Annotated in this window: 17 protein-coding genes and 1 pseudogene; 8 read left to right on the forward strand and 10 right to left on the reverse strand. The window is 74.1% G+C overall.

The genetic code is table 11. The features are described from left to right. Window positions 1-520: 520 nt before the first annotated feature. Both ACFC09_RS42735 and ACFC09_RS42740 read right to left on the reverse strand, forming a co-directional pair. On the reverse strand, window positions 521-664 hold the full coding sequence (locus ACFC09_RS42735; RefSeq protein ID WP_376538001.1) for a hypothetical protein: 144 nt from the start codon (window positions 662-664) through the stop codon (window positions 521-523). A 388-nt stretch (window positions 665-1,052) separates the two neighbouring features. Beyond that, on the reverse strand, window positions 1,053-1,838 hold the full coding sequence (locus ACFC09_RS42740) for an HAD family hydrolase (protein WP_376538003.1): 786 nt from the start codon (window positions 1,836-1,838) through the stop codon (window positions 1,053-1,055). A 527-nt stretch (window positions 1,839-2,365) separates the two neighbouring features. Between ACFC09_RS42740 and ACFC09_RS42745 the strand changes: the two genes are divergently transcribed. Together ACFC09_RS42745 and ACFC09_RS42750 are read left to right on the forward strand one after the other, a co-directional pair. Next, window positions 2,366-3,040, forward strand: coding sequence for a ScbR family autoregulator-binding transcription factor (locus ACFC09_RS42745; protein WP_376538005.1), 675 nt, complete (start codon window positions 2,366-2,368; stop codon window positions 3,038-3,040). A gap of 222 nt (window positions 3,041-3,262) precedes the next feature. Next, window positions 3,263-5,041: a PP2C family protein-serine/threonine phosphatase gene (locus ACFC09_RS42750; RefSeq protein WP_376538007.1), complete on the forward strand. Its 1,779-nt coding sequence runs from the start codon at window positions 3,263-3,265 to the stop codon at window positions 5,039-5,041. Window positions 5,042-5,212: 171 nt separating this feature from the next. Here the strand turns inward: ACFC09_RS42750 and ACFC09_RS42755 are convergent, their stop codons facing one another. Beyond that, window positions 5,213-5,893: an ABC transporter ATP-binding protein gene (locus ACFC09_RS42755; RefSeq protein WP_376538009.1), complete on the reverse strand. Its 681-nt coding sequence runs from the start codon at window positions 5,891-5,893 to the stop codon at window positions 5,213-5,215. Further along, window positions 5,890-7,008 (reverse strand): FtsX-like permease family protein, encoded by a 1,119-nt coding sequence (locus ACFC09_RS42760; protein ID WP_376538011.1) that lies wholly within the window; start codon window positions 7,006-7,008, stop codon window positions 5,890-5,892. Before ACFC09_RS42760 ends, ACFC09_RS42755 begins: the two co-directional genes overlap by 4 nt. 115 nt (window positions 7,009-7,123) lie before the next feature. Here ACFC09_RS42760 and ACFC09_RS42765 point away from each other — a divergent pair, with 115 nt between their 5' ends. Next, window positions 7,124-7,720 (forward strand): TetR/AcrR family transcriptional regulator, encoded by a 597-nt coding sequence (locus ACFC09_RS42765; protein ID WP_376538013.1) that lies wholly within the window; start codon window positions 7,124-7,126, stop codon window positions 7,718-7,720. A 196-nt stretch (window positions 7,721-7,916) separates the two neighbouring features. After that, on the forward strand, window positions 7,917-9,548 hold the full coding sequence (locus tag ACFC09_RS42770; RefSeq protein WP_376538015.1) for a phosphodiester glycosidase family protein: 1,632 nt from the start codon (window positions 7,917-7,919) through the stop codon (window positions 9,546-9,548). A 207-nt stretch (window positions 9,549-9,755) separates the two neighbouring features. On the opposite strand, the gene ACFC09_RS42775 is transcribed toward ACFC09_RS42770, so the two are convergent. Further along, entirely contained in the window at window positions 9,756-11,261 is a 1,506-nt protein-coding gene (locus ACFC09_RS42775; RefSeq protein WP_376538017.1) for a glycerophosphodiester phosphodiesterase, read from the reverse strand. A 274-nt stretch (window positions 11,262-11,535) separates the two neighbouring features. Between ACFC09_RS42775 and ACFC09_RS42780 the strand changes: the two genes are divergently transcribed. Further along, window positions 11,536-12,096, forward strand: a complete 561-nt coding sequence (locus ACFC09_RS42780; protein WP_376538019.1) for a DoxX family protein — start codon at window positions 11,536-11,538, stop codon at window positions 12,094-12,096. A 58-nt stretch (window positions 12,097-12,154) separates the two neighbouring features. Here the strand turns inward: ACFC09_RS42780 and ACFC09_RS42785 are convergent, their stop codons facing one another. Continuing rightward, the gene (locus ACFC09_RS42785) at window positions 12,155-13,075 is read right to left on the reverse strand and encodes a nitroreductase/quinone reductase family protein (RefSeq protein ID WP_376538021.1); all 921 of its coding nucleotides are present in this window, start codon (window positions 13,073-13,075) and stop codon (window positions 12,155-12,157) included. A 320-nt stretch (window positions 13,076-13,395) separates the two neighbouring features. Between ACFC09_RS42785 and ACFC09_RS42790 the strand changes: the two genes are divergently transcribed. After that, window positions 13,396-13,812, forward strand: coding sequence for a MarR family transcriptional regulator (locus tag ACFC09_RS42790; RefSeq protein ID WP_376538033.1), 417 nt, complete (start codon window positions 13,396-13,398; stop codon window positions 13,810-13,812). Window positions 13,813-14,094: 282 nt separating this feature from the next. Further along, window positions 14,095-14,946, forward strand: a complete 852-nt coding sequence (locus tag ACFC09_RS42795; RefSeq protein WP_376538023.1) for a maleylpyruvate isomerase family mycothiol-dependent enzyme — start codon at window positions 14,095-14,097, stop codon at window positions 14,944-14,946. Between the two features lie 213 nt (window positions 14,947-15,159). Here ACFC09_RS42795 and ACFC09_RS42800 read toward each other — a convergent pair whose 3' ends face one another. Next, window positions 15,160-17,034, reverse strand: coding sequence for a CocE/NonD family hydrolase (locus ACFC09_RS42800; RefSeq protein ID WP_376538025.1), 1,875 nt, complete (start codon window positions 17,032-17,034; stop codon window positions 15,160-15,162). A 567-nt stretch (window positions 17,035-17,601) separates the two neighbouring features. On the opposite strand from ACFC09_RS42800, the gene ACFC09_RS42805 reads away from it, so the two are divergent. Beyond that, window positions 17,602-18,273: a ScbR family autoregulator-binding transcription factor gene (locus ACFC09_RS42805; RefSeq protein WP_376538027.1), complete on the forward strand. Its 672-nt coding sequence runs from the start codon at window positions 17,602-17,604 to the stop codon at window positions 18,271-18,273. Between the two features lie 121 nt (window positions 18,274-18,394). Here ACFC09_RS42805 and ACFC09_RS42810 read toward each other — a convergent pair whose 3' ends face one another. The 3 genes and pseudogenes from ACFC09_RS42810 to ACFC09_RS42820 form a co-directional block, all read right to left on the reverse strand. Then, on the reverse strand, window positions 18,395-19,609 hold the full coding sequence (locus ACFC09_RS42810) for a pyridoxal-phosphate dependent enzyme (RefSeq protein ID WP_376538029.1): 1,215 nt from the start codon (window positions 19,607-19,609) through the stop codon (window positions 18,395-18,397). A 191-nt stretch (window positions 19,610-19,800) separates the two neighbouring features. After that, complete coding sequence (locus tag ACFC09_RS42815) at window positions 19,801-21,165, reverse strand: MFS transporter (protein ID WP_376538031.1); 1,365 nt, start codon at window positions 21,163-21,165, stop codon at window positions 19,801-19,803. A 156-nt stretch (window positions 21,166-21,321) separates the two neighbouring features. Then, window positions 21,322-21,553: pseudogene (locus ACFC09_RS42820) on the reverse strand (hypothetical protein); the annotation flags it as partial.

Genomic DNA, 21,553 nt, shown 5'->3' on the forward strand with positions numbered 1-21,553 from the left:
GGGGGCGCGGGGGGGGGGGGGGGCCCGGGGGGGGGGGGGTGGGGGGGGCCCCGCGGGGGGGGGGGGGGGCCCCCCCCCCGGGGCCGGGCTGCCGGGTGGCTCAGCCGGTCGGCGGCCTGGCCCGGAAGACCGGACGGCGAGGTGTCGTACGTCTCGGTGGTCGCACGCCGCAGCACGTCGGCCGTCCTGCCGGGCCGCCCCGTACGCGCCGGCGCCGTAGGGGAGTACCCGGCCGAACTGTGCTGTCGGCATCCCCGTGTCGCGGGAAGCAGCGCGGCCCGGACCAGGGGGCCGGGTTCGTGCGGAGGGCTGCGGACGGCCGTCGGCGGGTGCGCCGCTCCGCGCTCTCGCCCGCGCTCCCCGCGACCGCTCGCCCTTCTCTCCCTTTCCGTCATCCCCTGGGTGGTTCCTCGTCTCCCCCGACCGCGCCGTCCTCGCCCGCGTCGCCCGCGTGGACGTCGCCGGACCGGTGACGCCGCGGCCCCCGGTCGTCAGACCTGGGGGCCGCCAAGGCTCCGGCTCAAGCCGATGCCGACTGCTCGGGGACGGAATCCTCCGGCGGCGGTGCCGGGGGAGGAGGAGGGAAGAGGAGGTCTTCCAGGGCCTGCATGGCGAAGATGAGGAGCATCAGTGCTACGGGGATGAGCAGGGAGAGCAGGATCACGTGGCCTCCCAGAGGAGTAGTGATCAGCCTGTGGCGGGTCCGTGGCACGAACGCTTTCAGCATGCGTCCGGATGGGTGACCGTGCACATCAGTGCGGATGGACGCGGGGCCGTTCGAGTGAAAGACGGCTGTCCGGATGCGTCCTTCGGTGTGCTGGGCGACCCTGGCGCCCTTGGGACGACGGCTCTCTCACCCGGATGCGCGGGGTACCGGCGGTGTGCCCGGTCGACGACCCGAGCACCTGCCACGCCGCCGTGCGACCACCGAGGGGCACACGCCACGCCGCTCGGGTTGCCGGGGCTCACCAGTCGTGCTGTCCGCCGGTCGCGGCGCTGCCGGTGGACGGGAGCGGACGTGTGCCGCGCACGCGCACCGGCCCCCGGGAGCCTCAGCTTCCCTGCTGGTGCCGACGCTGGTCGCCGATCCGGTCCCGGGCCCCGGGGTGCGGCACCTGCTCCCGTACCCAGGTCTTCAGCAGGGGCGAGTGGAGCGCCGGCACCCAGAGGTCGGCCCGTCCGGCGCGCGCCCCGTCCGGCCGGTGGCCCACGCCGAGGACCCGCAGTCCCGCACGCCACGCGGACTCGACCCCTGTCAGCGAGTCCTCGACCGCCAGCGCGCGGTGCGCGCTGGCGCCGCACAGCCGCGCCGCCGTCGCGTACACGTCGGGCCACGGCTTGGGGCGGACGACCGCGGGCGCGAACACCGACGGGTCCCCGTCGGCGCCGTCCGGGGGCATGCCGGACGGGACGACGATGTGCCGGAAGTGCCGGAGCAGACCCGCTCGGGAGAGGCTCTCCTCCACGACCTCCAAGGGGCAGTTGCTGGCCACCGCGAGCGGCAGCCGGCCGGAGAGGGAGCGCACGAACTCCGCGGCCCCCGGCATGGTCACGGGATTGCCGGCGACGAGGTCCATGAAGTGTTCCAGCAGCGCCCTCGTCAGGTCGGCGGCCAGTTCGGGCTTGTGCGCCTCCTCGGCCATCAGCCGGCCGCAGTCGGTGTAGTGCACGCCCTTGGCCCGCTCCGCGAACCCGGCGGAAGGCGTCAGCCCGAAGGCGTGCAGGGCCCGCGTCCGGGCGTCCTGCCAGTGGCGTTCGGTGTCCATCAGGGTCCCGTCGCAGTCGAAGACGACGGCGTCGGGCGACCAGTCGAGAAGGGAAGGGGCATGGGTGGTCACAGTGCCTCCTGCGGGAGGGGGCGGTCCTGCTCGTGGCGGACCGCGGTTCGGGTGAGTGCTGCGGCTTCCCGGGCCGGACGCGTGTGGTCCGTGCGTCCACCGGTGTCGGCGTACGGACGAAACGGCGCGGACTCAGGGCATTCCGTGGCAAAGGGGAAACATCGCGGTCGCTACGCTATTTTCGTTTCGGAGCGTGTCGCAATCACTACTTCGAGTGCTCGACAATGACCCGAGTCGAGGTGTAAGCGGGATCAGATGTGCGGCGCTTGCCCATTGACCTCACGAGTCGTCAACCGTGCATGAGTGCGGCCGAGTTGACGAATAGGCGAGGGGCAAGCCGGAACTGTGGAGTCCGGTGAGGAAAAGGTCGCCTTGGCGCCAGGAACCGCGCCGTTTCAACCTCGGAATCACCCGTAAGAATTAACGATCGAAAGAATTGGTCAATCAATGTAAGCGGAAGTGACGAATTGCTCCGGGAGTGCGCGGGCGCACTACATTCTCCGGCGTCACGGGAATGTTGAGCGAAGGTGGACAGCACGTTGCAGGAACGGGCCAGGGCAACCCGCAGATCACTCCTGGAGGCAGCGGCCTGCCTCTTCGCCGAGCAGGGCTACGCCCGAACCAGCGTCAATGACATAAGTGCCAGGTCCGGGCGGACCAGCGGCTCCGTCTACTTCCACTACGCCAGCAAGGAAGGGGTCGCCCTCGCCGTCGTACAGGACCGGTTCGCCACCTGGCCGGGCCTCGCCGCGCGGTACACCGACCGGGCGGTACCGCCCCTGGAACGCCTCGTCGCCCTCAGCTACGACATCGCCCGAGCCCTCGCCGAGGACACCCTCACACGCGCGGGCGCACGCCTGTGGGCCGAGCGCGACGTCATCGATGCCCCACTGCCCGACCCCTTCGCCCTGTGGACCGCCGCAGCCACCCGCCTCCTCGCGCAGGCCCGCGCCGCCGGCCACCTCGCGCACCACGTACGCCCCGCCGCCACCGCACGCACCCTGGTGCGCGCCTTCTTCGGGCTGTGCACCCTCACCGAGGCCCTGGAGGGCCCGCACACCGTCACCGACCGCCTCACCGACTGGTGGCAACTGACCCTGCCGTCCCTGGAGCGGCCCGTGGAGCCGGCGGGCACCGCCGGCAGGGCGCGGAGCGAAGCGGCCCGCCGAGCGGTACGGAGCCCGGCGCGGCGGACGGACTGAGGACCGGCGGGCCGCCGCCGCGGCCTTCGCGGGACCGGGCGACGGACCCTCGCCGCGTCCGCCGCGCCCACCGTCCGCGGCCCGCGGACGCCGAGTGGCTCGGCCGCGACGGGTCACGGAGCATGGGACTGACGGGGACGCGCGGACAGCGCGCCCCGGCGACCGCCGGACCGGTCCGATCGGCACCGGAGTGAGGCCCTGGGAGAAAAGGGGTGCGAGCGCATGGCGGACAACCCGGTCGAGGCCGAGGACTCATACCGGTCTGCGACGCTGAGCGGCGTACCGCGCCACCGTCGGCTCCAGGCGCTGGAACTGCTGCTGACCGAACAGCGGTTCAGGATCGCCCGCTACGTGGCGGCGCACTCGGTGCCCGGCGGAAAGCCGCGGCTGTGCTCGCGCAGGCTCCCACGGGCCACTCCCGACATCGACTCCCTGGCGCGGAAGCTTCTCGACGCGGTGCCGGTGCCCATCACCCTCGTCCTCGCGGTGCCCGGCGAGGGCGACGAGTCGATGGAGTTCTACTACGTGGGGCGGAACCTGGCTGCGCAGGAGGACGTGGCCCGCAATCTGCCGCCCGGTGCCCTGCCCCCGTGGACCGGGCCGGTGCCGCTGTTCGACCGCTTTCCGACCCTCGTGAACACGGGCGTTCCCCGTCTGCTGGCGGAAGCCCACCGCAGCAGGCGGACGCAGGGTCCCGAACCGGCCGAGTGGCCGCTGCTCGCCCCCGACGGCCTGGTGATCCGCATGAGCACCGAGGTGCGCGTGATCCCCTGTGCGGATCTGCTGCTGCTCACCTGGGAGCGGGGGCAGGAGTCCCTGATGGCGCAGGAGGCACAGCGCCTGGCGGGCGTGTGCTGGGCCGAGTGGAATCTCGGCGACGGCAGCACCCGGACCTCGTCCGGACTGCCCGGCGTCCTGGGCCTGCCCGCCGGGCAGCCGCTGCCCGGTCTCCTGGACCTGGGCCGCATGGTGGAGCCGGACAGCCTGGACGAGCTGTACCGGTCGGTCCACGACATCCTCATGTGCATGCGGGTCGCGGACTGCGATCTGCGGCTGACCGGCCCGCAGGAGAGGACCGTCCGCTTCGTCGCCGAACCGGTGCGTCCGGCGGGGGGCCCGGTGTGGGCCGTACGCGCGGTGCTCCACGACGTGTCCGAGGACCGCACCAGCCGCGCCCTGGCCGCGGAGGCCGTCCGGGAGGCGCGCACGCAGCGGGAGCGCGCCGACGCCGTCGCCGAGGTGGCCGAACGCCTGCGCAGCGCCGTGCTGCCCGGCTTCCCGGCGGAGCTGGCCCGGCACGGGGTCGAGGCGGCGGCCGTCTACCGCCCCGAGGCCCGCGCGGCACGGGTCGGCGGCGACTGGTACAAGACCCGGATCCTGCCGAACGGGAAGGTGCTGATCGCGCTCGGCGACGCCCGCGGCCACGGCCTCGACGCCGTCACGCTGATGGCGAAACTGCGGTACGCGCTGGCCGGGCTGGCGTACACCGGCAAACCGGTGGAACGGCTGACGGGCTGGCTGAACGTGGTCGCCTGCGACGACGGGGCGGAGTCCACCGCCACCGCGGTCGTCGCCCGCTACCACCCCGGCCGAGGGCTGCTGCGCTGGACGTGCGCGGGCCATCCGCTGCCCGTCCTGGTGCGTGACGGACGGGCCCGTGTGCTCGATCCGCCGCCGGGCGGTCCCGGCCTGCCGCTGGGCGTGCTGCCCCGTGAGGCGTACCGGGCGGCGGAGACCTTCCTGCGCCCGGGCGACGTGGTCCTGATGTACTCGGACGGTCTGATCGAACGCCGCGGCTCCGACCTCGACCGGGACTCCTCCCGGCTGCTGCGGGCCGTCGACACCTGCGTCGGCGGCGGCATTCCGCCCGGGGGCGAGGCACTGGACGCCTTCGCCTGGAAGCTGGTCGACGAGCTGACCGGGCCTCACACGGCCGACGACGCCACGGTGCTCGCCTTCCGCGTCGTGCGGGACGACACCGGCCGCCCGTCCGGCGCCTGAGGCCGGTCGCCGGTCCGGTGCCTGACCGGCTGGGTGCGGTCGCCGGTCCGGTGCCCGACCGGTCGCCGGTGCCACCGGATCGTGAGCGGCGGAAGGACAGGGCCGCGGTGGCGAGCGGTGGCAGACGGCTGTGACCAGGCCCGGTGTCCGGCACGGCGCGCGCCCCGGCCGTCAGCGGCGCCCGTCGGGTGTCGCCGGAGTGTCGCCCATGGTCACCACGCGGTCGGCGGCCCGCACCACGAGCGGGTCGTGCGTGGCCACCACGGTGACACAGCCGTACCGGTGGGTCGTCTCCGTCAGGAGGCCGACCAGGCCGGCCGCCTGCTCCCGGTCGACCGCCGCCGTCGGCTCGTCGACCAGCAGCACCTCGGGTTCCAGCAGCAACGCCCGGGCCACCGCGATCCGTTGCCGCTCGCCGCCGGAGAGCGCGTCGGCCCGGTGCCTAAGCCGGTGGCCCAGCCCCACCTCGGACAGCAGCGCCTCGGCCCGCGCGCGCAGCCCGCGTGCCGGGCGGCCGGCGACCGACGCGGCGGCCAGCAGCTGTTCGACGGCGGTGAGCCCACCGAGGAGGTTTCCGCTCTGGAAGACGTAACCGATCCGCTCGCGGCGCAGCCGCGCCTGGTCGGAGGCGGACAGCCGGGCGATGTCCGCTCCGCCGAGCAGGACCTGACCCGAGTCCGGCCGCAACAGGGCACCCGCCGTGGCGAGCAGGGTGGACTTGCCCGACCCGGAGGGGCCGACCAGCGCGGTCACCGCCGCGGCCGGGAAACGGGCGGACAGCGCGCGCAGCGCGGTCGTCCGGGACTCGCCGCGGCCCAACGTCACGGTGACATCGCGGAGTTCGAGGCTCATCGGGCGGCTCCCAGCATGGTCATCGGATCGACGGTCGTCACCTTGCGCAGCGTCACGGCGGTGCCGGCCAGCCCCACCAGCGCCACGGTGGCCATGGCAGCGGTGAGTCCCGTGGCGGGCAGGCTGAACGGGACGTCGGCGCCCACCAGCAGACCGACGCCCTCGGCGAGCACCGCCCCGGCCGCAGTGCCGGCACCGACCACGGCCGCTGCCTGGGCGAGGGTGTGGCCGAGCAGTCGGCGCCGCGACGCGCCCAGGGCGCGCAGCAGGGCCAGTTCCTCTCGGCGCTGCACGGTCCACACCGCGAAGAAGGCACCGACCACGAGCGGGGCGATGACGTACAGGAACGCCTGGATGGAGGTCATCGTGACCCGCTCGCCCGTGTAGCCGGGAGCGGCGGCGAAGGCGTCCCGCACCGTGATCGTGTGCGTGCCGAGCGCCTGGTCGGCAGCCGCGAGATCCGCGCCGGGGCGGACCCTGAGTGCGACGGCGCTGTACTGCCGCGGCAGGGCGCTCGTGGCCGAGTGCGAGCCGGGCACGGTGAACCGCAGCCCGAGCCAGGTCTCGGCCGGCACGTACAGGACGGGGACATGGCCGTAGGCGGAGCGGCCGGTGGTGCCGGTGACCTTCAGGCCGATGCCCAGCCGGTCCACGGTGAGGGTGTCGCCGATCCGTACGCCCTCGTCGACGAGGGCCTGGGAGACCACCACGCCGGACGGGGTGCCCGCCGCGAGCGGGGCGCCGGACGTGGCGCCCGGGTCGATGAAGGAGCCCGGCTCGACGCCGAACGCGGCGAAGTCGACCTCCGTCCTGCGGTCCGTGGTGCCTCGGTCGATGGAGACCCCCAGCGGCGTGGCTTCGACGCCCCGGCGGGTGCGCCATCCGTCGAGGGCCGCCGGGTCGACCAGGCTCCGGGCGAACTGGTCGGAGTCGGTGCCGGAGGCGAAGGCGAGATGGGTCGCCGGGAGCCTGCGCAGCGCGGAGGTCGTGTCGTCGCCCAGGCCCGTGGTGAAGCCGGAGACGACGCCGACGAGCGCGGCGACGAGGACCACGACGCTGCCCATCAGGAGAAAGCGGCCGCGGGCCGCCTTCAGTTCGAGCAGTGCGAGGTACACAGGGGTGCCTTTCGAACGCTTCTTGGGGACGCTGTGTCGCCAAGATAGTAGATGGCGACGCCGTGTCCCCAAGTGGGTCGGTGCGGTGCCGGCGCCGGCTCCTAGACTGGGGCGCGTGCCCAAGATCAGTGCTGACACCGTCGCCGACCACCGCGCCCGGCAACGCCGGGCGCTGATCGGGGCCGCGCGGGAACTGCTGGAGGAGGGCGGCTCCGCGTCCGTGACCTTCGCCGCGGTGGCCACCCGCACCGGGCTGGCCCGCAACAGCGTCTACAAGTACTTCGCCGACCGCGGGGAACTCCTGGCCGAAGTGGTGCGCGAGGCCACGCCCCGCTGGACGCGACGCATCCACGAGGAGATGGCCGCGGCACCGGATCCCGTGGCCCGGGTCGCCGCCTATGTACGCGCCCAGCTGATGCTGGTCCGCGACGGGGAACACCGCATCGCCCAGGCTCTGACCGCCGACCGCGACGCGGCCGTGCTGCGGGAGGCGGCCGCCGAGGCGCACCGGGCGATCCTGGAACCGCTGATCACCGCGCTCACCGACCTCGGCGACGAGGCCCCGCTCCGCACGGCCCGGCTGCTCCAAGGACTGGTCGACGCCGCGACGACGGCGCTCGAAGCAGGCGACGACTTCGACGCGGTCACCGAGCGCACGGTCCGCCTGGTCACGGGGGCCGCGGCCACCGTCGCGCGCCGACCGTCCAACTGACCGTCCGCCGCCGCGACTTCCGGCCGGGCGGGGTGCCGGCCGCGCGCGCCGCGCGACGGTGCACGGGATGTCACCGAGGGTTCACCTGGCAGGTACCTGACCGACGACGCGGCCGTCCACGTACGGAACTGTGATGGTTCCGAGGACGGTGCCGGGACGGCGTACGGCACCGCAAGAGCCGTAGGTCAGGAGAGGTATGTCCGTCACAGCCGAGTCACCGAGACGCACGACGCGCCGCGGAAAGCAGGGAGTCGGACGAAGCATCGCGCTCGGGACCGCGCTGGCCCTGGTCGCCTTCGCCCCCTCGGCCGCCGCGAGCGCCAGGACCGCCGCCCCGGCCGGCAGCGGGATCGCGTGGACCACGCAGCAGGTGGCGCCCGGCGTCCAGGTCCGCACCGGGGTCCTGAGCGACGCCGACGCCGCCGGCGCGTGGACGGTCACCGTCCAGGCCCCGGCCGTCAACCGGCTCACCGGCGCCGCCACCTGGGCCCCGCTGGGGGACCGCGACTGGGCCGACGCCACCGCGGGGCGGCTGCGGTCGGCCGGGTTCGAGCCGCGCCTGGAACAGGTGGTGTGGGACGAGTACTCCGACACGCCGCGCGGCACCATGGGCTGGCAGGTCAGGGTCGGACGGTACGCCACCCAGGCCGAGACGGGCACGCTCAACTCGGCGCTGAAGGCGGCCGGTTTCCGTACCACCGTCGAGTGGACGGGCTACGACGGCCGGCAGCCCGCCGACGCGCAGCGCATCCACGTGGCCGTCGTCGACCCGGCGCGCCTGCGCGGCACGATCGAGGTCAGCGACGGCGGTGACGTCGCCGACCGCGAGAAGACCTCCACGGTGGCCGCCAGGCTCGGCTCCCTGCTCGGCGTCAACGGCGGTTTCTTCATCACCGCGGACGAGGACGGCGTCCAGGGCACGATGGCCGGCCTGTCCGCCGTGCACGGCGAACTGGAGTCCATGGCGGCCGGTTCGCGCGCGGCACTGATCCTTCAGGACGGCGGACGGCACCCGCGCGTCGCGGACCTGTCCACCACCGTCACCGTGCGCGCCGGCTCCGCCCGCCACGCGGTGCAGGGCATCAACCGGGTCCCGGGCAAGGTGCGCAACTGCGGCCGTCCCGGCGCCGTGCCCACCGAACTGCCCCGGCACGACACCACCTGCTCGCTCGCCGACGACCTGGTGAAGTTCACCTCCGCGTTCCGGGCCCAACTGCCCACCGGCCCCGGCGTCCAGGTGGTCCTGGACCGGCGCGGTGTCGTCGTCTCCAGCGGCGAGCGGGGCGGCGTCGTGCCCGCCCAGGGGTCGGTGCTGCAGGGCACCGGCGAGGCGGCCGCATGGCTCACCGAGCACGCGGGCGTCGGCCGCCGGCTGACGCTGCGCGAGGACGTCCGGGACGCCTCGGGACGCCAGGTCAGGCTCGGGCCCGACGACAGCATCGTCAGCGCGGCACCCACCCTGGTCGAGGACGGCCGCGTGCACATCGACGCCGCGACCGAAGGCACCCTCGACCCGCTCGACCTGTCGTTCGGGTTCGCCTGGTCCAACGTGCGCCAGCCCCGCACCCTGGCCGGCGTCGACCGGCACGGACGACTCCTCCTGGTGACCGTCGACGGCCGCCGGCCCGGCGTCAGCGAGGGATTCACCCTCGCCGAGGCCGCCCGTTTCATGCGCTCCCTCGGCGCCGTACAGGCCCTCAACCTCGACGGCGGCGGATCCACCACGATGGCCGTGGACGGAGCCCTGGTCAACGGCCCCTCCGACGCCACCGGCGAGCGTGCCGTCGGCGACACGATCCAGGTCCTGGCGGGCGACGGACGGGACTGAGACCGACCGGTCCGGGGCGGCACCGCGCCGCCGGCCGCCGTGCCGCCGGCCGCCGTGCCGCCGTGCCGGCGGCCCACGGCCGGTGCCGCCCCGTTGCCGTGCCACCGTGCCGACCGCGGGCCCTGGCTGGACGCCGCGGCCTGCGCGACACCGGGCCGGGTCCCGGCGGGCCGGTGGGCCACCGGGTCAGGCCAGGGGGCCACCGGGTCAGGCCAGGGCGGTGGCCTCCGCGGCGATCAGGGCGCCGCGCCCGGCGGACAGCCCCGCCTTGCCCGCCTGCTTCCTCGCCCACGTCGCGAGTTGTGCGCAGTGGCCCCGGCCGAGCATGCCGGTCATCGTCGAGACGACACGGTCCTCGGCGCCCGAGGTCAGGATCAGCTGGGCCGGACCGGTCCGGGACGCCGTGACCGTGAAGACCGACGTGGCCGTGGTGGTGCCGCCGGGACCGGTGGCCTCGGCGCGCAGGGCGTGCTCATCGGCGGTGAGCACCGCGAGGTCGAGGGACTGCCCGGCGGCGACCGGGGCGCCGTCCAAGCTGAGGGCGACCTGGTCGGCGCCGGTGGACCGCACCGCGACGAACGGGGTCTGCGCACGGTCGAGCCGGGCGTTCGCGGCCGGGGAGGCGAGGCTCACGGCCGGCGCGTCCGGGGTCGCTTGCCGCCGCTGCAGCCAGGCGGCGTTCCAACCCGACAGCTCGGCCGGGCGGTTGGTGATGATGCCGTCCACGCCCGCGGCCTCCAGCGCCTGCCAGCGGGCCGCGCTGTCCACCGTCCACACGTTCACCGCGACCCCGGCCGCGTGCAGGTCCTTCACCACACCGGGATCCTTCGACAGGGCGCCGTCCGACGGGTTGTAGGCCGAGAGGTGCAGTTCCCCGGCGACGGCCACCGGATCGGCGTCGAGGGAGTCCCGCAGCAGGCCCAGCGGCAGCTCCGGAGCCAGCTCATGGGTGTACTGCAAGGCACTGACCTCGAAGCTCTGCACGAACACCCGGCCGGTCATGCCGTGGTCCCGGACGGTCTTGACGATCGTGGCGACCTCGTCCCGGGTGTGGGCGCCCTTGATCTCCAGCAGCAGGTCGCCGCCCCGGCTCCTGAGGTCCGCCAACTGGGCGGCCAGCGTCGGCACACGCGCGCCCGCGTAGGCGGCGGCGAACCACGAACCGGCGTCCAGCGCGTTCAACTGAGCGGAGGTCAGATCGCGGATGCGGCCGGTGCCGGCGGCGGAGGGCGCGGCGGCGGTGTCGGTGACGTTCCAGGCGTCGGCGGTGGTGCGCTGGGCGAACTCCAGGCCGTTCGGGACGGTGGTGCCGCTGCGCAGGGTGGCGATCTGCCAGGGCACGGCGCCGTCGGCGGGCACGTCCAGAACCATCGCGGTCCAACGGGCGGCGCCGTTGACCGACTCGAACCGTGCGGTCGCCTCGATGCGGAAGTCGTCGAGGTGTTCACCGAACGTGATGCGGCTCTGTTGGCCGGCGTCGGCCGAAGCGCCGTACAGCCGGCCGTTCTTGACCTGCCAGGTGCCCTCCACGGCGGTGAACCCGGCCGGCAGGGCGGAACCGGAGAAGTCCTCGTCCACCACGCTCCGGTTGTCCCGCGCGGTGGCGCCGAGGGCGGTGGGGTCGGCGCCGGCCGGAGTGACGACGACCCCGGCGACCAGTGCGGCGGCGGCGAGCAGCCCCGCCGAGAAGGTGCTGAGCGATCTCTTCGACATAAATGAACGGTAAAGTTCGCTGCTCAACTCGTGCTGAAACGCAAGGGAAATCTGCGGACCGGTGCCGTACGGCTTCGTCCCCGACCAGGAACACGCGGTCCCGAGATGCGTGGGCGCCGGGGTTGCGGAAGCATGGCGAGGAAGCGGTTCGCGCCCCGTGGGAACAGGGTCTCGCGGGGACGGGTCCCGGGGGCGGCGTGCGCACCGGTGTGCCGGTGCCTTTCGGGCCGGGGGTGGGAAGGGCCGTCGCGGCTGTGCCGACCGGAGCGTTCGGATGCAATTGCTGAATCACAGAATCGAACTGTCGCCGGATTCCCAGAAGCCGACGGCATCGCCCGGATCAGCTTCCTGGCTGTGCGCCGGAGACTGGGGGCTGCTGCTGATCAGGCTGACCTTCGGACTGCTGATGGTCGGCCATGGCGCGCAGAAACTGTTCGGGATCTTCGGGGGGCCGGGACTCGCGGCCACCGGCAGGACCTTCGACGCCCTCGGCTACCACCCAGGTGAGGTCTACGCCGTGATCGGTTCACTCTCCGAACTCCTCGGCGGCCTGGGACTGGCCCTCGGACTGTTCGTCCCGCTCGCGTCCGCCGCCGTCGTCGGCGTGATGATCAACGCCATGGCCACCGTCAGCGGTGCCCACGGCCTGTGGGCCCAGAACGACGGTGTCGAGTACAACGTGACCATCTGTGTCGTCGCCCTCGCCCTCGCCGCCGTCGGACCGGGGCGGCTGGCCCTCGACCGGTTCTTCCCGTGGCGCGCGGGCGGCTGGCCCGAAGCGGCCCTCGCCCTCGGTCTCGGGGGCGTCGGCGCCGCCGTCGCGCTGAGCGTCTGAACCATCCGGCACGCGTCGGGTACATCGGCGGGCGACCGCCGCTCCGCCCCGCCGGGCACTAGCCTTTCCCGAACAGCACGGGCAGCAACTGCTCCTCCTCGTGCCGGAAGTGTGCTTCCAACTCATCGGTCAACCGGGTGAGTTCGGCGCGCAGCCGCTCGGTGTCCGCGCCGGACGGGGCGCCCGCCAGGCGGTCGGCGATGGCTTCGACGCCGGTGAGGCCCGTGGCCACGCTGCGGTGCTCGGCCCGCAGCCGTGCGATCACCGGGGCCAGTTCGGGCCATTGGCGCTCGAAGCCGCTGAACACGCCGTCCTCGTTGGTGTGATGCTCGTGCAGCGCAGCGCACACGGTCAGGCAGTGGGTGGCCAGTTGCCCGCCGAGGGCCGGGGCCGGCGGGTCGGTGGGAGCGGTCCGATGGGCGTCGATCTCGTCGAGCAGCGCGGCGATGTGCCGGCGCAACTCGCCGTGGACCCGCACCAGGAACTCCCCGAGGGCGCGGGCGCGTTCGGCGGACACGCTCCCCGGTACCGCGGCCTCGGAGGCCCGGGTCAGGGCGATGACGGGAATGAGGCGGGAGGTGGCCGTCGCGTAGGCGGCGAAGGCCGGGTCGCGCCGGCACTGGTCCCGGAACCGCCGGTCACGCTCCGCGCCATGGAGTACGTCGGCCACGGCCGCGTACCGGTCGACGGCGCCGTCCCCGGTGCCGACCTCCACGGTGACGCGGTGGTCGGCGAGCAGGTTGCGGTACCAGGCGGGGTGGCGGGGACCGCCGCCGTTGGAGCCGAAGACGAGCAGGTGGGCGCCTCCCCGGGCATGGACCACCGGAGTGGTACGGGGACGGCCGGTACGGGCGCCGGTGGTCGTGAGCAGCAGCAGGGGCGTCCCGGCGAACATGCCGCCGACCCGGCCGCCGTTCGCCCGGAACTCGTCGATGACCTGCTGGTTGAACGCGGCCGTTGAAGTGTGCCGTTCCGGCATGCGGAAGATCCTTCCACTAGCATCGGCGGGTGCGAACGCATTTGCGTTGAAAACAAAGTATCTTTGTGAGCAAAAGCTATCTGGAGGTGTGGGGCGTGTCAATCGACTCCCGCGGGCACGACGACCCCGGGCACGACGACCGCGCGCACGACGACGCTGGGCACGACGACCGCGGGCAAGACGACCGCGGTCCGGGCGGTCCCGGACGGGGCGGCTGCGCGCGCGGTGGCTCCGAACGGGCCGGATCCGGTCCGGACGGTTCCGGTCGGAGTGACTCCGGGCCGGGCGTCGACGAGGCGATCCGGGCGCTGCTCCTGCTCATGCCGCGCATGGTCGGCCGGGCGAAGCGGATCCCGGCGCCGGTGGAACTGCGGTCGATGGCGCTGGCCCCGCGGCATCTGTCCCTGCTGGCCTATCTGCTGTTCGACGGTCCGATGAGCATCAACGAGCTGGCCGCCCAGTTGGAGGTCGCGCCGACGACGGTGAGCCTGCTGGTCAGCGAGCTGAGCCAGAAGGGCGTCCTGGAGCGGCGCGAGGACGAGACGGACCGGCGGCGCAAGATCGTCAGCCTCGCCGACGCGCACCGGGAAGCCATCGACGCGTGGCTCGGCCAGGGCGCCGGTGCCTGGCGCAAGGCACTGGCACCGCTGACGTCGGCCCAGCGACGGATGTTCATCGACACGTTGTCGGCGTACGAGCGGGCACTCGGGGAGGAGCGGGCGCCGGCGGCGGAGTGAGCGCCGGGGGAGCAGTGAGCGGCCCGTCTCCTGCTGAACCGCCCCACGTACGGCACCGACCGAGGCATGACGGCCGGCGGTCCGGCCCGAGGGCCGATCCCCTGGTCGGCCGGCCCGGCCCGGCCCGTGCGCATGCGGATCGGTGGACGTCGGCACGGATGCGCGCCCGGGACCGCCGCACCAGCCGCTCTCCGGTGCCCGAGTCCCGTCGCCGTGGCACGCCGTCTTCCGGCGGCGGCAATCCGGTGGTGGCCCGGCGCTCACAGCTGCGAGGCTTCCGGTATGAGTCCCGAGCACCACGACCCGCCCGGCACCGGCCGACTGGGCGATCCGATCGACGCCCGGCCCCTGTTCGGCCCGGAGTTGACGGCGCTCCTCGACACCTTGCGGGGCCTGCGGCCGGCCGACTGGAACAGGATCGCCGTCCCGGGCTGGACCGTGCACGACCTCGCCGCCCACGTCCTCGGCGACTGCTACGGCCGCCTCGGCGCCGCACCCGACGGATACAGACGGATCTTCCGGCCCGGAGAAACACTGGAGGCGTTCATCCACCGCACCAACCAGGAATGGGTCGACCTCCGCGCCGACGACACCCCCGTCTCGCTCGTCGCCGCGCTGGAGGACGCCGGGACCCGGGTGGCCGGTCGATTCGCCGCGGCCGACCTCGAAGCGCCCGCCCTGGGCGTGTCATGGGCGGGCGCGGAGCCCGCGCCGGCCTGGCTGGACATCGCCCGGGAGTTCACCGAGTTCTGGACCCACCGGCAGCAGATCCGCCGGGCGCTCGGCCGCGGCACCGACCCCGAACCACGCGCCCTGTCCACGGTCCTGGACACGTTCATGCGGGCCCTGCCGCACACGCTGCGCCATACGGCGGCACCCGTCGCAACCCAGGTCCACGTGGTCGTCGAGGGACCGGCCGGCGGCCGGTGGTCCGCCACCTCGGCCACGGACCACTGGTCGCTGGCCGAACCGCCCGGCGACCGGCCGGCCGCGTCGGTGTCGATGGACACGGAGACCGCCTGGCTGCTGTGCACCCGTGGCATCGAGCCCGCCACCGCCCTGTCCCGCGCACGGGTCACCGGGGAGCACCGGCTCGCCGAGGCCGTGTGCCGGATCGTGTCCGTCGTCCACTGACCCGAGCGGGACCCGCCCCACCCGATGGCCGTTCGCCGACGGTCGCCGACCCGGCCGGGTACCCGGCGCCGGACCGCTCGCCGCGCCCGGTCCTGTCCGGGCCAGGCCGACCCGCCGATGCCGCCGCCCGCGCACGGACACGCGGAGGGCCGGCGCCGGCCGCCGCTCCGGGACGGACCCGGAGACCGCGGCGGCCGGGCACCGGCCCCCAGGTCAGCGACGGCCGCCGGTCGGCACCGTGAACGTCGGGCGCCCGGCGGGCAGTTCCACCGTGTACTGGCGCAGGTAGGTGTCCAGGTACGGGGAACGGTCACCGCCGGTGGCGATGTCGTCGGCCGGATCGTCCAGGGGCAGCTGCAACCGCGCCCCCTTGACCGAGATCGTCTCGCCCGAAGGGGTGTCCCGCCACGAACCGGTCTGGATGGAACCGATCTCCACGGCCAGCACGTGTCCGGCCGCCAGGGTCCAGTCGGTCGCCTTGAGGTCGACGGTCAGCCGGCCCGAGTCCAGCAGTGAGACCTGCTCGTCGAACATGACGGCCGTGCCGTCCGGGGCGACGTCGTAGAGCTTGAGCATGATGTTGCCCGTGCCCTTGGCGGTCAGCGAGACCTGCGGGGTGCCGGTGACCCGCACGGCCTTCCGGAGCGGCTCGGACCAGACGAAGAAGCTCGACGTGACCTGGCCGGACGCCTGAAGCCGCGCCGCGTTGCCGGTCAGGCCCTCGGGCGCGGCCTGTTCGATCGCGGGCGCGTGCTCCATGTCCCAGTCGCCGGACGGCTGCCGAAGCGCCTCGGGCACCGGCTCGCCGGTCGCGGCGAGGGCCGCGCGGGCGGAGGCGCCCCCGTCGTCGACGTACGAGCCGCCGCCGAGCGGCAGCGTGGCGGACCGGTCCACCACCGGCCAGGTCCGCTGGCTGCGCCAGGCGCCGGTGGAGTCCTCGACGGCGTAGGCCGGGTAGCGGACCGTCGGCTTGACGCCCTTGAGGTACTGGTCGTAGAAGGACAGCGTTTCGGCGTACCAGCCCTCGCGGCCCATGGCCAGACGCCCGTCGCCGACGCGGTCGCCGCCGCGCACGTGGTCCCACTGGCCGAGCCAACCGCGCTCCGGACCCTTGTGGTTGTCGAGGTACTCCTGCATCTCCTCGGGCTTGGTGTTGTTCTCGACGAAGCCCTGGGTGACGAACAACGGGGTGTCGCTGCCCTTGGCCATCTTCGCCAGGTCACGGGAGGTCCAGTGCGCGTCCTGCTGGTCGGCGATCCGGTACCCGGCCGAGTTCTCCGTCAGGCACTCCGGATGGGTGTCCTCCCACCGGGCGTTGGCCTGGTACCGCGGGTCGTCGTCCGCCAGCGGGGCGAGCGTGGCGATGGAGTTGTAGGCGCCCGCGGTGCCGGTGACGTTCGGGCGGGGCACGCCGTTCGAGTAGATGTACTGGTACATGTCCCACACGGGCTCCTGGGCGACGACGGCCTTGAGCGCCTTCTGGTCCAGGTCGTTGCCGATGAGGCCCGTGACGGCGTCGTAGGACTTGCCGTACATGCCCACCGAGCCGGTGGACCACGGCTGGCGCGCCGCCCAGTCGACCGCCGCCTTGACGTCGGCCTGCTCGCCGGGGCCGCCCCAGTCGAGGCAGCCGGTGGACCCGCCGAAACCGCGCAGGTCGACCATGACGAAGGCATAGCCGTGCGCGAACAGGTCGGAGCCCTCGACGAAGTCCTGGAACCGGGCGGAGGGGCCGGTGTGCGCCCAGCCCTCGGGGCCGGTCTGCCCGGTGTGCGCGAAGTACGGACCGACCGACAGGATGACGGGCACCTTCGCGCCCTCGGCCAGCCCCTCGGGCAGCAGGACGTCGGCGTGCAGTTCGGTGCCGGAGCGGTCCGAGGACGGGAAGTACTCCTGCGTCCAGACCGAGCCCTCCGGGACGCGGTCGTTCTCCGCGTGGGTGATGGGGCCGCTCGCGGCGGCCGGCTGGACCGTCCGGCTCCGCGCGGCGGTCGCGGGTGCCGCGGTGGCGGTGTGGGTGAGCGCGGCGGTCAACGCGAGGGTGGTGGCGAAAGAGGCGGCCCAGGTGGCCGCACGACGTCTCTTCACATGCTCCTCCGGAGTGCTGACTACGGGTGGTGCAGGTGGTGGTACGGGTCGAGCGGGCCCCGTCCCGCCAGGCACGGGGCCGTGACCGGCGGTCCCGCGCGCGACGACCTGAGGCGCGGGTGCGGGACCGGAGGCGATGGCCGGGAAGCCTATGATCATGACGGATACGCGTCAATGCCGCGGCGTGTCCGGCGTGTTACCGCCTGCGGCCGCTCGGCCCGGTGCCGGATCCGCGCCAACACCCCGCACACCGGACCGAGTCCGCCGCTGCCCGGGGCCGAACAGGGCCGGGTCGCGGCGCCGGCACCGTGGCGCCGGGTGGCGGTCACCGCCCCCGCCCTCACGGTGCGGCGCCCCACCACCCGGCCGGCCCGCCGCCGGTTCCTCCCGGCGGCCGCGGGACACCGCTCAGGGCGCCCGCGGCCGCGGCCTCACCGGAGTCCGAAGGACCCCCCGTACCAGGGGCTTCGGCTCCGCGGCCACCGCCCGGGGCACGGCCGGGAGGTAGCTGCGGATTGGGGTAAGGTGCGTCACATTCGGTTTGGTTTTCACCAAAGGAGGGGTCCTGTGGCACGGCAGGAGCGTGCGGTACGGACCCGCCGTGCTGTTGTCGAGGCCGCGGCCTCGGTCTTCGCCGAGCGCGGCTACGCGGCGGCGACCATCGCCGAGATCCTGGAGCGGGCCGGGGTCACCAAGGGCGCCCTGTACTTCCACTTCGACTCCAAGGAAGCCCTGGCGCGCGGCGTGATCAAGGCGCAGGTCACCAGCGACTACCGGGTGCCCCGCGAGCTGAAGCTCCAGGAGTGGGTGGACTACGGAATGACGCTGGCCCACCGGGTGCCCCGGGACGCGATCCTGCTGGCCGGCATCCGCCTGTCCGGCGGCCTCCAGGGCAGCACCCGGTTCGGCAGCGCCTGGCCGGCCTGGATCGAGATGTCGACCGCGCTGCTCACCGAGGCCAGGGAACGGGGCGAGGTGCTGCCGCACGTGGAGCCCGGACAGACCGCCGAGTGCTTCTTCGGGGCCTGGCTGGGCACACAGGCGTACTCCGAGGTGAGTTCCCGCTGGAACGACCTCAGCGAGCGGGTCTCCGTCCTGTACAACCACGTGCTGCCGGCCATCGCCACGCCCGCCGCGCTGGTCAGGCTGGACACCGAACCGGACCGGGGCGCCCGCGTCGTCCACGAGGCCGAGGCACAGCGCGCCCGCGAGGCCGCACTGGTGGCGACGGACGCCTGACCGGCACCGCGCCCGCCGCACCCGCACCGTCTCCACTGCTTTGCGCGCGCACCCGAGCGGCACCGGTGATCCGGTGGTCCGGACGAACCCCGCGTGCGGTACGTCGGCCGGCCGAGGGCCGTCAGCCGCGCAGGCCCGCGGCCCGCAGCCTGCGGTACACCTCGTCCCACTGCGGATCGACCGCCTCGGTGGTCCGGGAGCCGACGGCCGCGTCCTTGAACCCGCTGGAGGTCGAGACACAGACCACCGGCGAGCCGACGTCGCCGACACTGCGCAGCCCCGCGAGTCCGGCGGCGCCGGAGAGTTCCGTCCACAGGCCGGCTCGGGCCAACTCCGCCTGCGCCGCTTCGAGTCGTGTGTCGTCGAGGGCCAGCGCCCGGCCACCGCTGTCCCGGACGGCGAGCACACCGCGATAACCGCTGACCACGGAGACGATCGAGTACGCCGCCGTCGGCGACACCTCGACCCGGGCCGCGGCGACGCCCTGCCGCATCGCCTCCGCGAGCGGCGCGGCGGCGGCCGGCTCGCAGGCGAAGACACGCGGCAGCCGGTCCGTCAGACCGAGCCGGCGCAGCTCGGCGAAGCCCTTCCAGACCCCGAAGAGGAGTTCGCCGTAACCGGTGGGCACGAACACGGCCGCGGGCACCCCGAGATCCTGGAAGATCTCGTAGGCGATGGTCTTGTACCCCTCGGGTCCGAAGGGATGCCCGGTGTGCGTGGGGGTGAGGTTGCTGACCGGGTGCAGGCCCATGCGGTCGACGACCTGCCGCATCAGCGGCCAGCGTGCCGCCCTCGGCACCGGCAGCACCACCGCGCCGTAGGCGTTCAGGAACGTGTCCACGGCCGGGGGCAGATCGAGACCGGTGAACACGACGCACCGCAGGCCCGCCCGAGCGGCGAAAGCCGCCGCGGACGCCCCGTGGTTGCCGGAGGACGCCACCACGATGCCCGGCGCCCCGGTGCCCAGCGCGGCGCTCGTGGTGCAGCGGTTCAGCCGGTCCTTGTGGCTCCAAGTGGGGTTGCGTGACTCGTCCTTGAGGTAGACCCCGGGCTCGAACTCGATCAGGGGGGTGCCGCCCTCGCCCAGGCCCGGCGCGGAGAGCGGCGGGAGCAGGGGCGCCCACCGGTCGAGCCCGTCGGCGCGACGCGCGGTGCGGGTGGGGGAGAAGAGGGCGGCCGGCACCCGTTCGTAGTCGTAGTCGACCTCGACGGGGTAGGAGACGCGGCTCGTGCTGGTACGGGGGCAGCCGTGGGTCCGCGGGGGCCACAGCGGGTAGCGGATGTCCGGGTCGCCGAGGGACCGTTGCCTGGTTGCCAGGGAGATTCCTGCCGTCACGGATCAACCCTAATGTGCCGACAGGTGACGTTCGCCCCGTCGCAACGCCCGGTTCGCTCGCCGGGCCCTCCCGAGCCGACGGAGCGGAACCCCGTGACACCGCTCCCCGACGGCCAACACCGCCTTCCACGGCACCGGACGCCCGCGTGCGAACCCGACCCGCACCGGTGACGTCCCGGCCGCTACGGCCGTCACCGCGACGTCGCCTCGGCCATCCGCGGCGCCTCGCCCGCTTCCGGAGCCCCGGGTATGCCGGCCGCCTCGGCCGCTCGCGGTCCGCCGGCCGCCGCCGGGGCGCGACCCGCCGTCAGGGTGCGGATCTGACGGCTGCACAGAGCCGCCGCCGTGACGACGGCCACCAGGGCGGCCCCGCCCATGAGCGTGGGGCCGGTGCCCAGGCGCTGGGCCAGCGGGCCCGCGGCCATCTCGCCGAGCGGGAGCGCCACGAAGGAGCCCAGCGCGTCGTAGGCGTACACGCGGGCCAGCCGGTCGTGCGGGACGTTCTCCTGGAGCGAGACGTCCCAGGCGACCGCGAACTGTTCCAGGGCCAGCCCGCCCGCGAACATGGCGATGCCCACCAGCAGGGCGTACGGCGCCTGGGCCAGGACCACCAGCGGCACCGCCTCCACCGCCGTCAGCGCCACGCCCAGCAGCAGCGCGCGGCGGACCCGGGAGCGGGCCGCGAGGACACCGCCGGCCAGGGCTCCGGCCATCTGGGCGGCCAGGACCGCGCCCCACAGCCCGCGGCCGAACGTGTCGTCGGCGATGTCCGGGCCGAGCACCTGCACGCCGCCCGCGACGACCGCGTTGACCACCATGAACTGCAGGACCACGAGCCACACCCAGCGGCGGGCGGTGAACTCCCGCCAGCCCTCGCGCAACTCCCGCAGCGGACCGACCCGCTCGCCCGGTGCGGGCTTCCCGGCCGCCCCGGGCACCCGCACGCCCAGGAAGCACACCGCCGCACCGCAGAACGCCACCGCGTTGCACGCCAGACCCCAGCCGGGCCCGAGGAAGGCCGCCACCACGCCCGCCAGGGACGCGCCCGCGATGGCACCCAGATTGGTGCCCATCCGCAGTACGGCGTTGGCCGGGCGGATCAGCTCCGGCGGCACCGTCTGCGGGGTCATGGCCACGGACGCCGGCAACGACAGGGCGGCCAGGGCACCGTTGAGGACGCTGAGCAGTATCAGCAGCGGGATCGACGTCGCCGACAGCAGCACGCTCGCCGCGATGGCCGCCTGCACCCCGGCCGCGACGAGCGCCGAGCCCTGCAGTACCAGCGTGCGTCGCACCCGGTCGGCGACCACTCCGCCGACCAGCAACAGCGCCACGTTGGCCAGCGAACGCGCACCGACCACCAGACCCAGGTCGGTCGTCGAGCCGGTCGTGTCCAGCACGGCGAAGGCCAGGGCGACGGGGGCCATCGCATTGGCGAAGTACACCAGCAGCCGGCCGGCCGCCAGGCTGCGGAAGGACCGGTGCGCCAGCGGCGACCACAGCGGTCCCGTCACCTGATCGGCGCTCTGCCCGGCCCCTGCCCCCGTATCCGTCATACCGCCGTCCGTTCCCTTCCGCCTGGCCCGCCCCGTCACCAGGTGGAGCGTACCGGCGACGCGGCCCGCGGCCGGCCGCGGGCAGGGCGGTTCCCCCGACCGCCGGAGGGTCCGGCTCCCGGCTCACCCTGGAGCCGGGGCGGCGTGGGTGTGGAACTACGAGTTCTGCGTGACCGCCGTCGACGGGGCACTGGAATCGGGCAAGTCCACCTGCGTGGTGGCACCGAGGCCCGCCCGCGGCTGACCGCCCCGGGCGGCGCGTCCGCCGGGGACCCGACCGCCGACGGCACCGGGTCCGCCGTGCCGCGTCGCACCGGAGCCGTCGGTGAGCCGGACACCGGCTGCCACCCGGGGCCGCAGCGGCCCGGCGCCCGGCCGGGGTTCACCC

The sequence above is a fragment of the Streptomyces sp. NPDC056161 genome (assembly GCF_042268025.1).
Classification (GTDB): Bacteria; Actinomycetota; Actinomycetes; order Streptomycetales; family Streptomycetaceae; genus Streptomyces.

What these genes read in the sequence shown, in the direction of transcription:
- ACFC09_RS42750 (WP_376538007.1), top strand. Translation starts at nt 3,263, where the DNA reads ATGGCGGACAACCCGGTCGAGGCCGAGGACTCATACCGGTCTGCGACG.
- ACFC09_RS42755 (WP_376538009.1), bottom strand. Translation starts at nt 5,893, where the DNA reads ATGAGCCTCGAACTCCGCGATGTCACCGTGACGTTGGGCCGCGGCGAG.
- ACFC09_RS42770 (WP_376538015.1), top strand. Translation starts at nt 7,917, where the DNA reads ATGTCCGTCACAGCCGAGTCACCGAGACGCACGACGCGCCGCGGAAAG.
- ACFC09_RS42775 (WP_376538017.1), bottom strand. Translation starts at nt 11,261, where the DNA reads ATGTCGAAGAGATCGCTCAGCACCTTCTCGGCGGGGCTGCTCGCCGCC.
- ACFC09_RS42780 (WP_376538019.1), top strand. Translation starts at nt 11,536, where the DNA reads ATGCAATTGCTGAATCACAGAATCGAACTGTCGCCGGATTCCCAGAAG.
- ACFC09_RS42785 (WP_376538021.1), bottom strand. Translation starts at nt 13,075, where the DNA reads ATGCCGGAACGGCACACTTCAACGGCCGCGTTCAACCAGCAGGTCATC.
- ACFC09_RS42790 (WP_376538033.1), top strand. Translation starts at nt 13,396, where the DNA reads ATGCCGCGCATGGTCGGCCGGGCGAAGCGGATCCCGGCGCCGGTGGAA.
- ACFC09_RS42795 (WP_376538023.1), top strand. Translation starts at nt 14,095, where the DNA reads ATGAGTCCCGAGCACCACGACCCGCCCGGCACCGGCCGACTGGGCGAT.
- ACFC09_RS42815 (WP_376538031.1), bottom strand. Translation starts at nt 21,165, where the DNA reads ATGACGGATACGGGGGCAGGGGCCGGGCAGAGCGCCGATCAGGTGACG.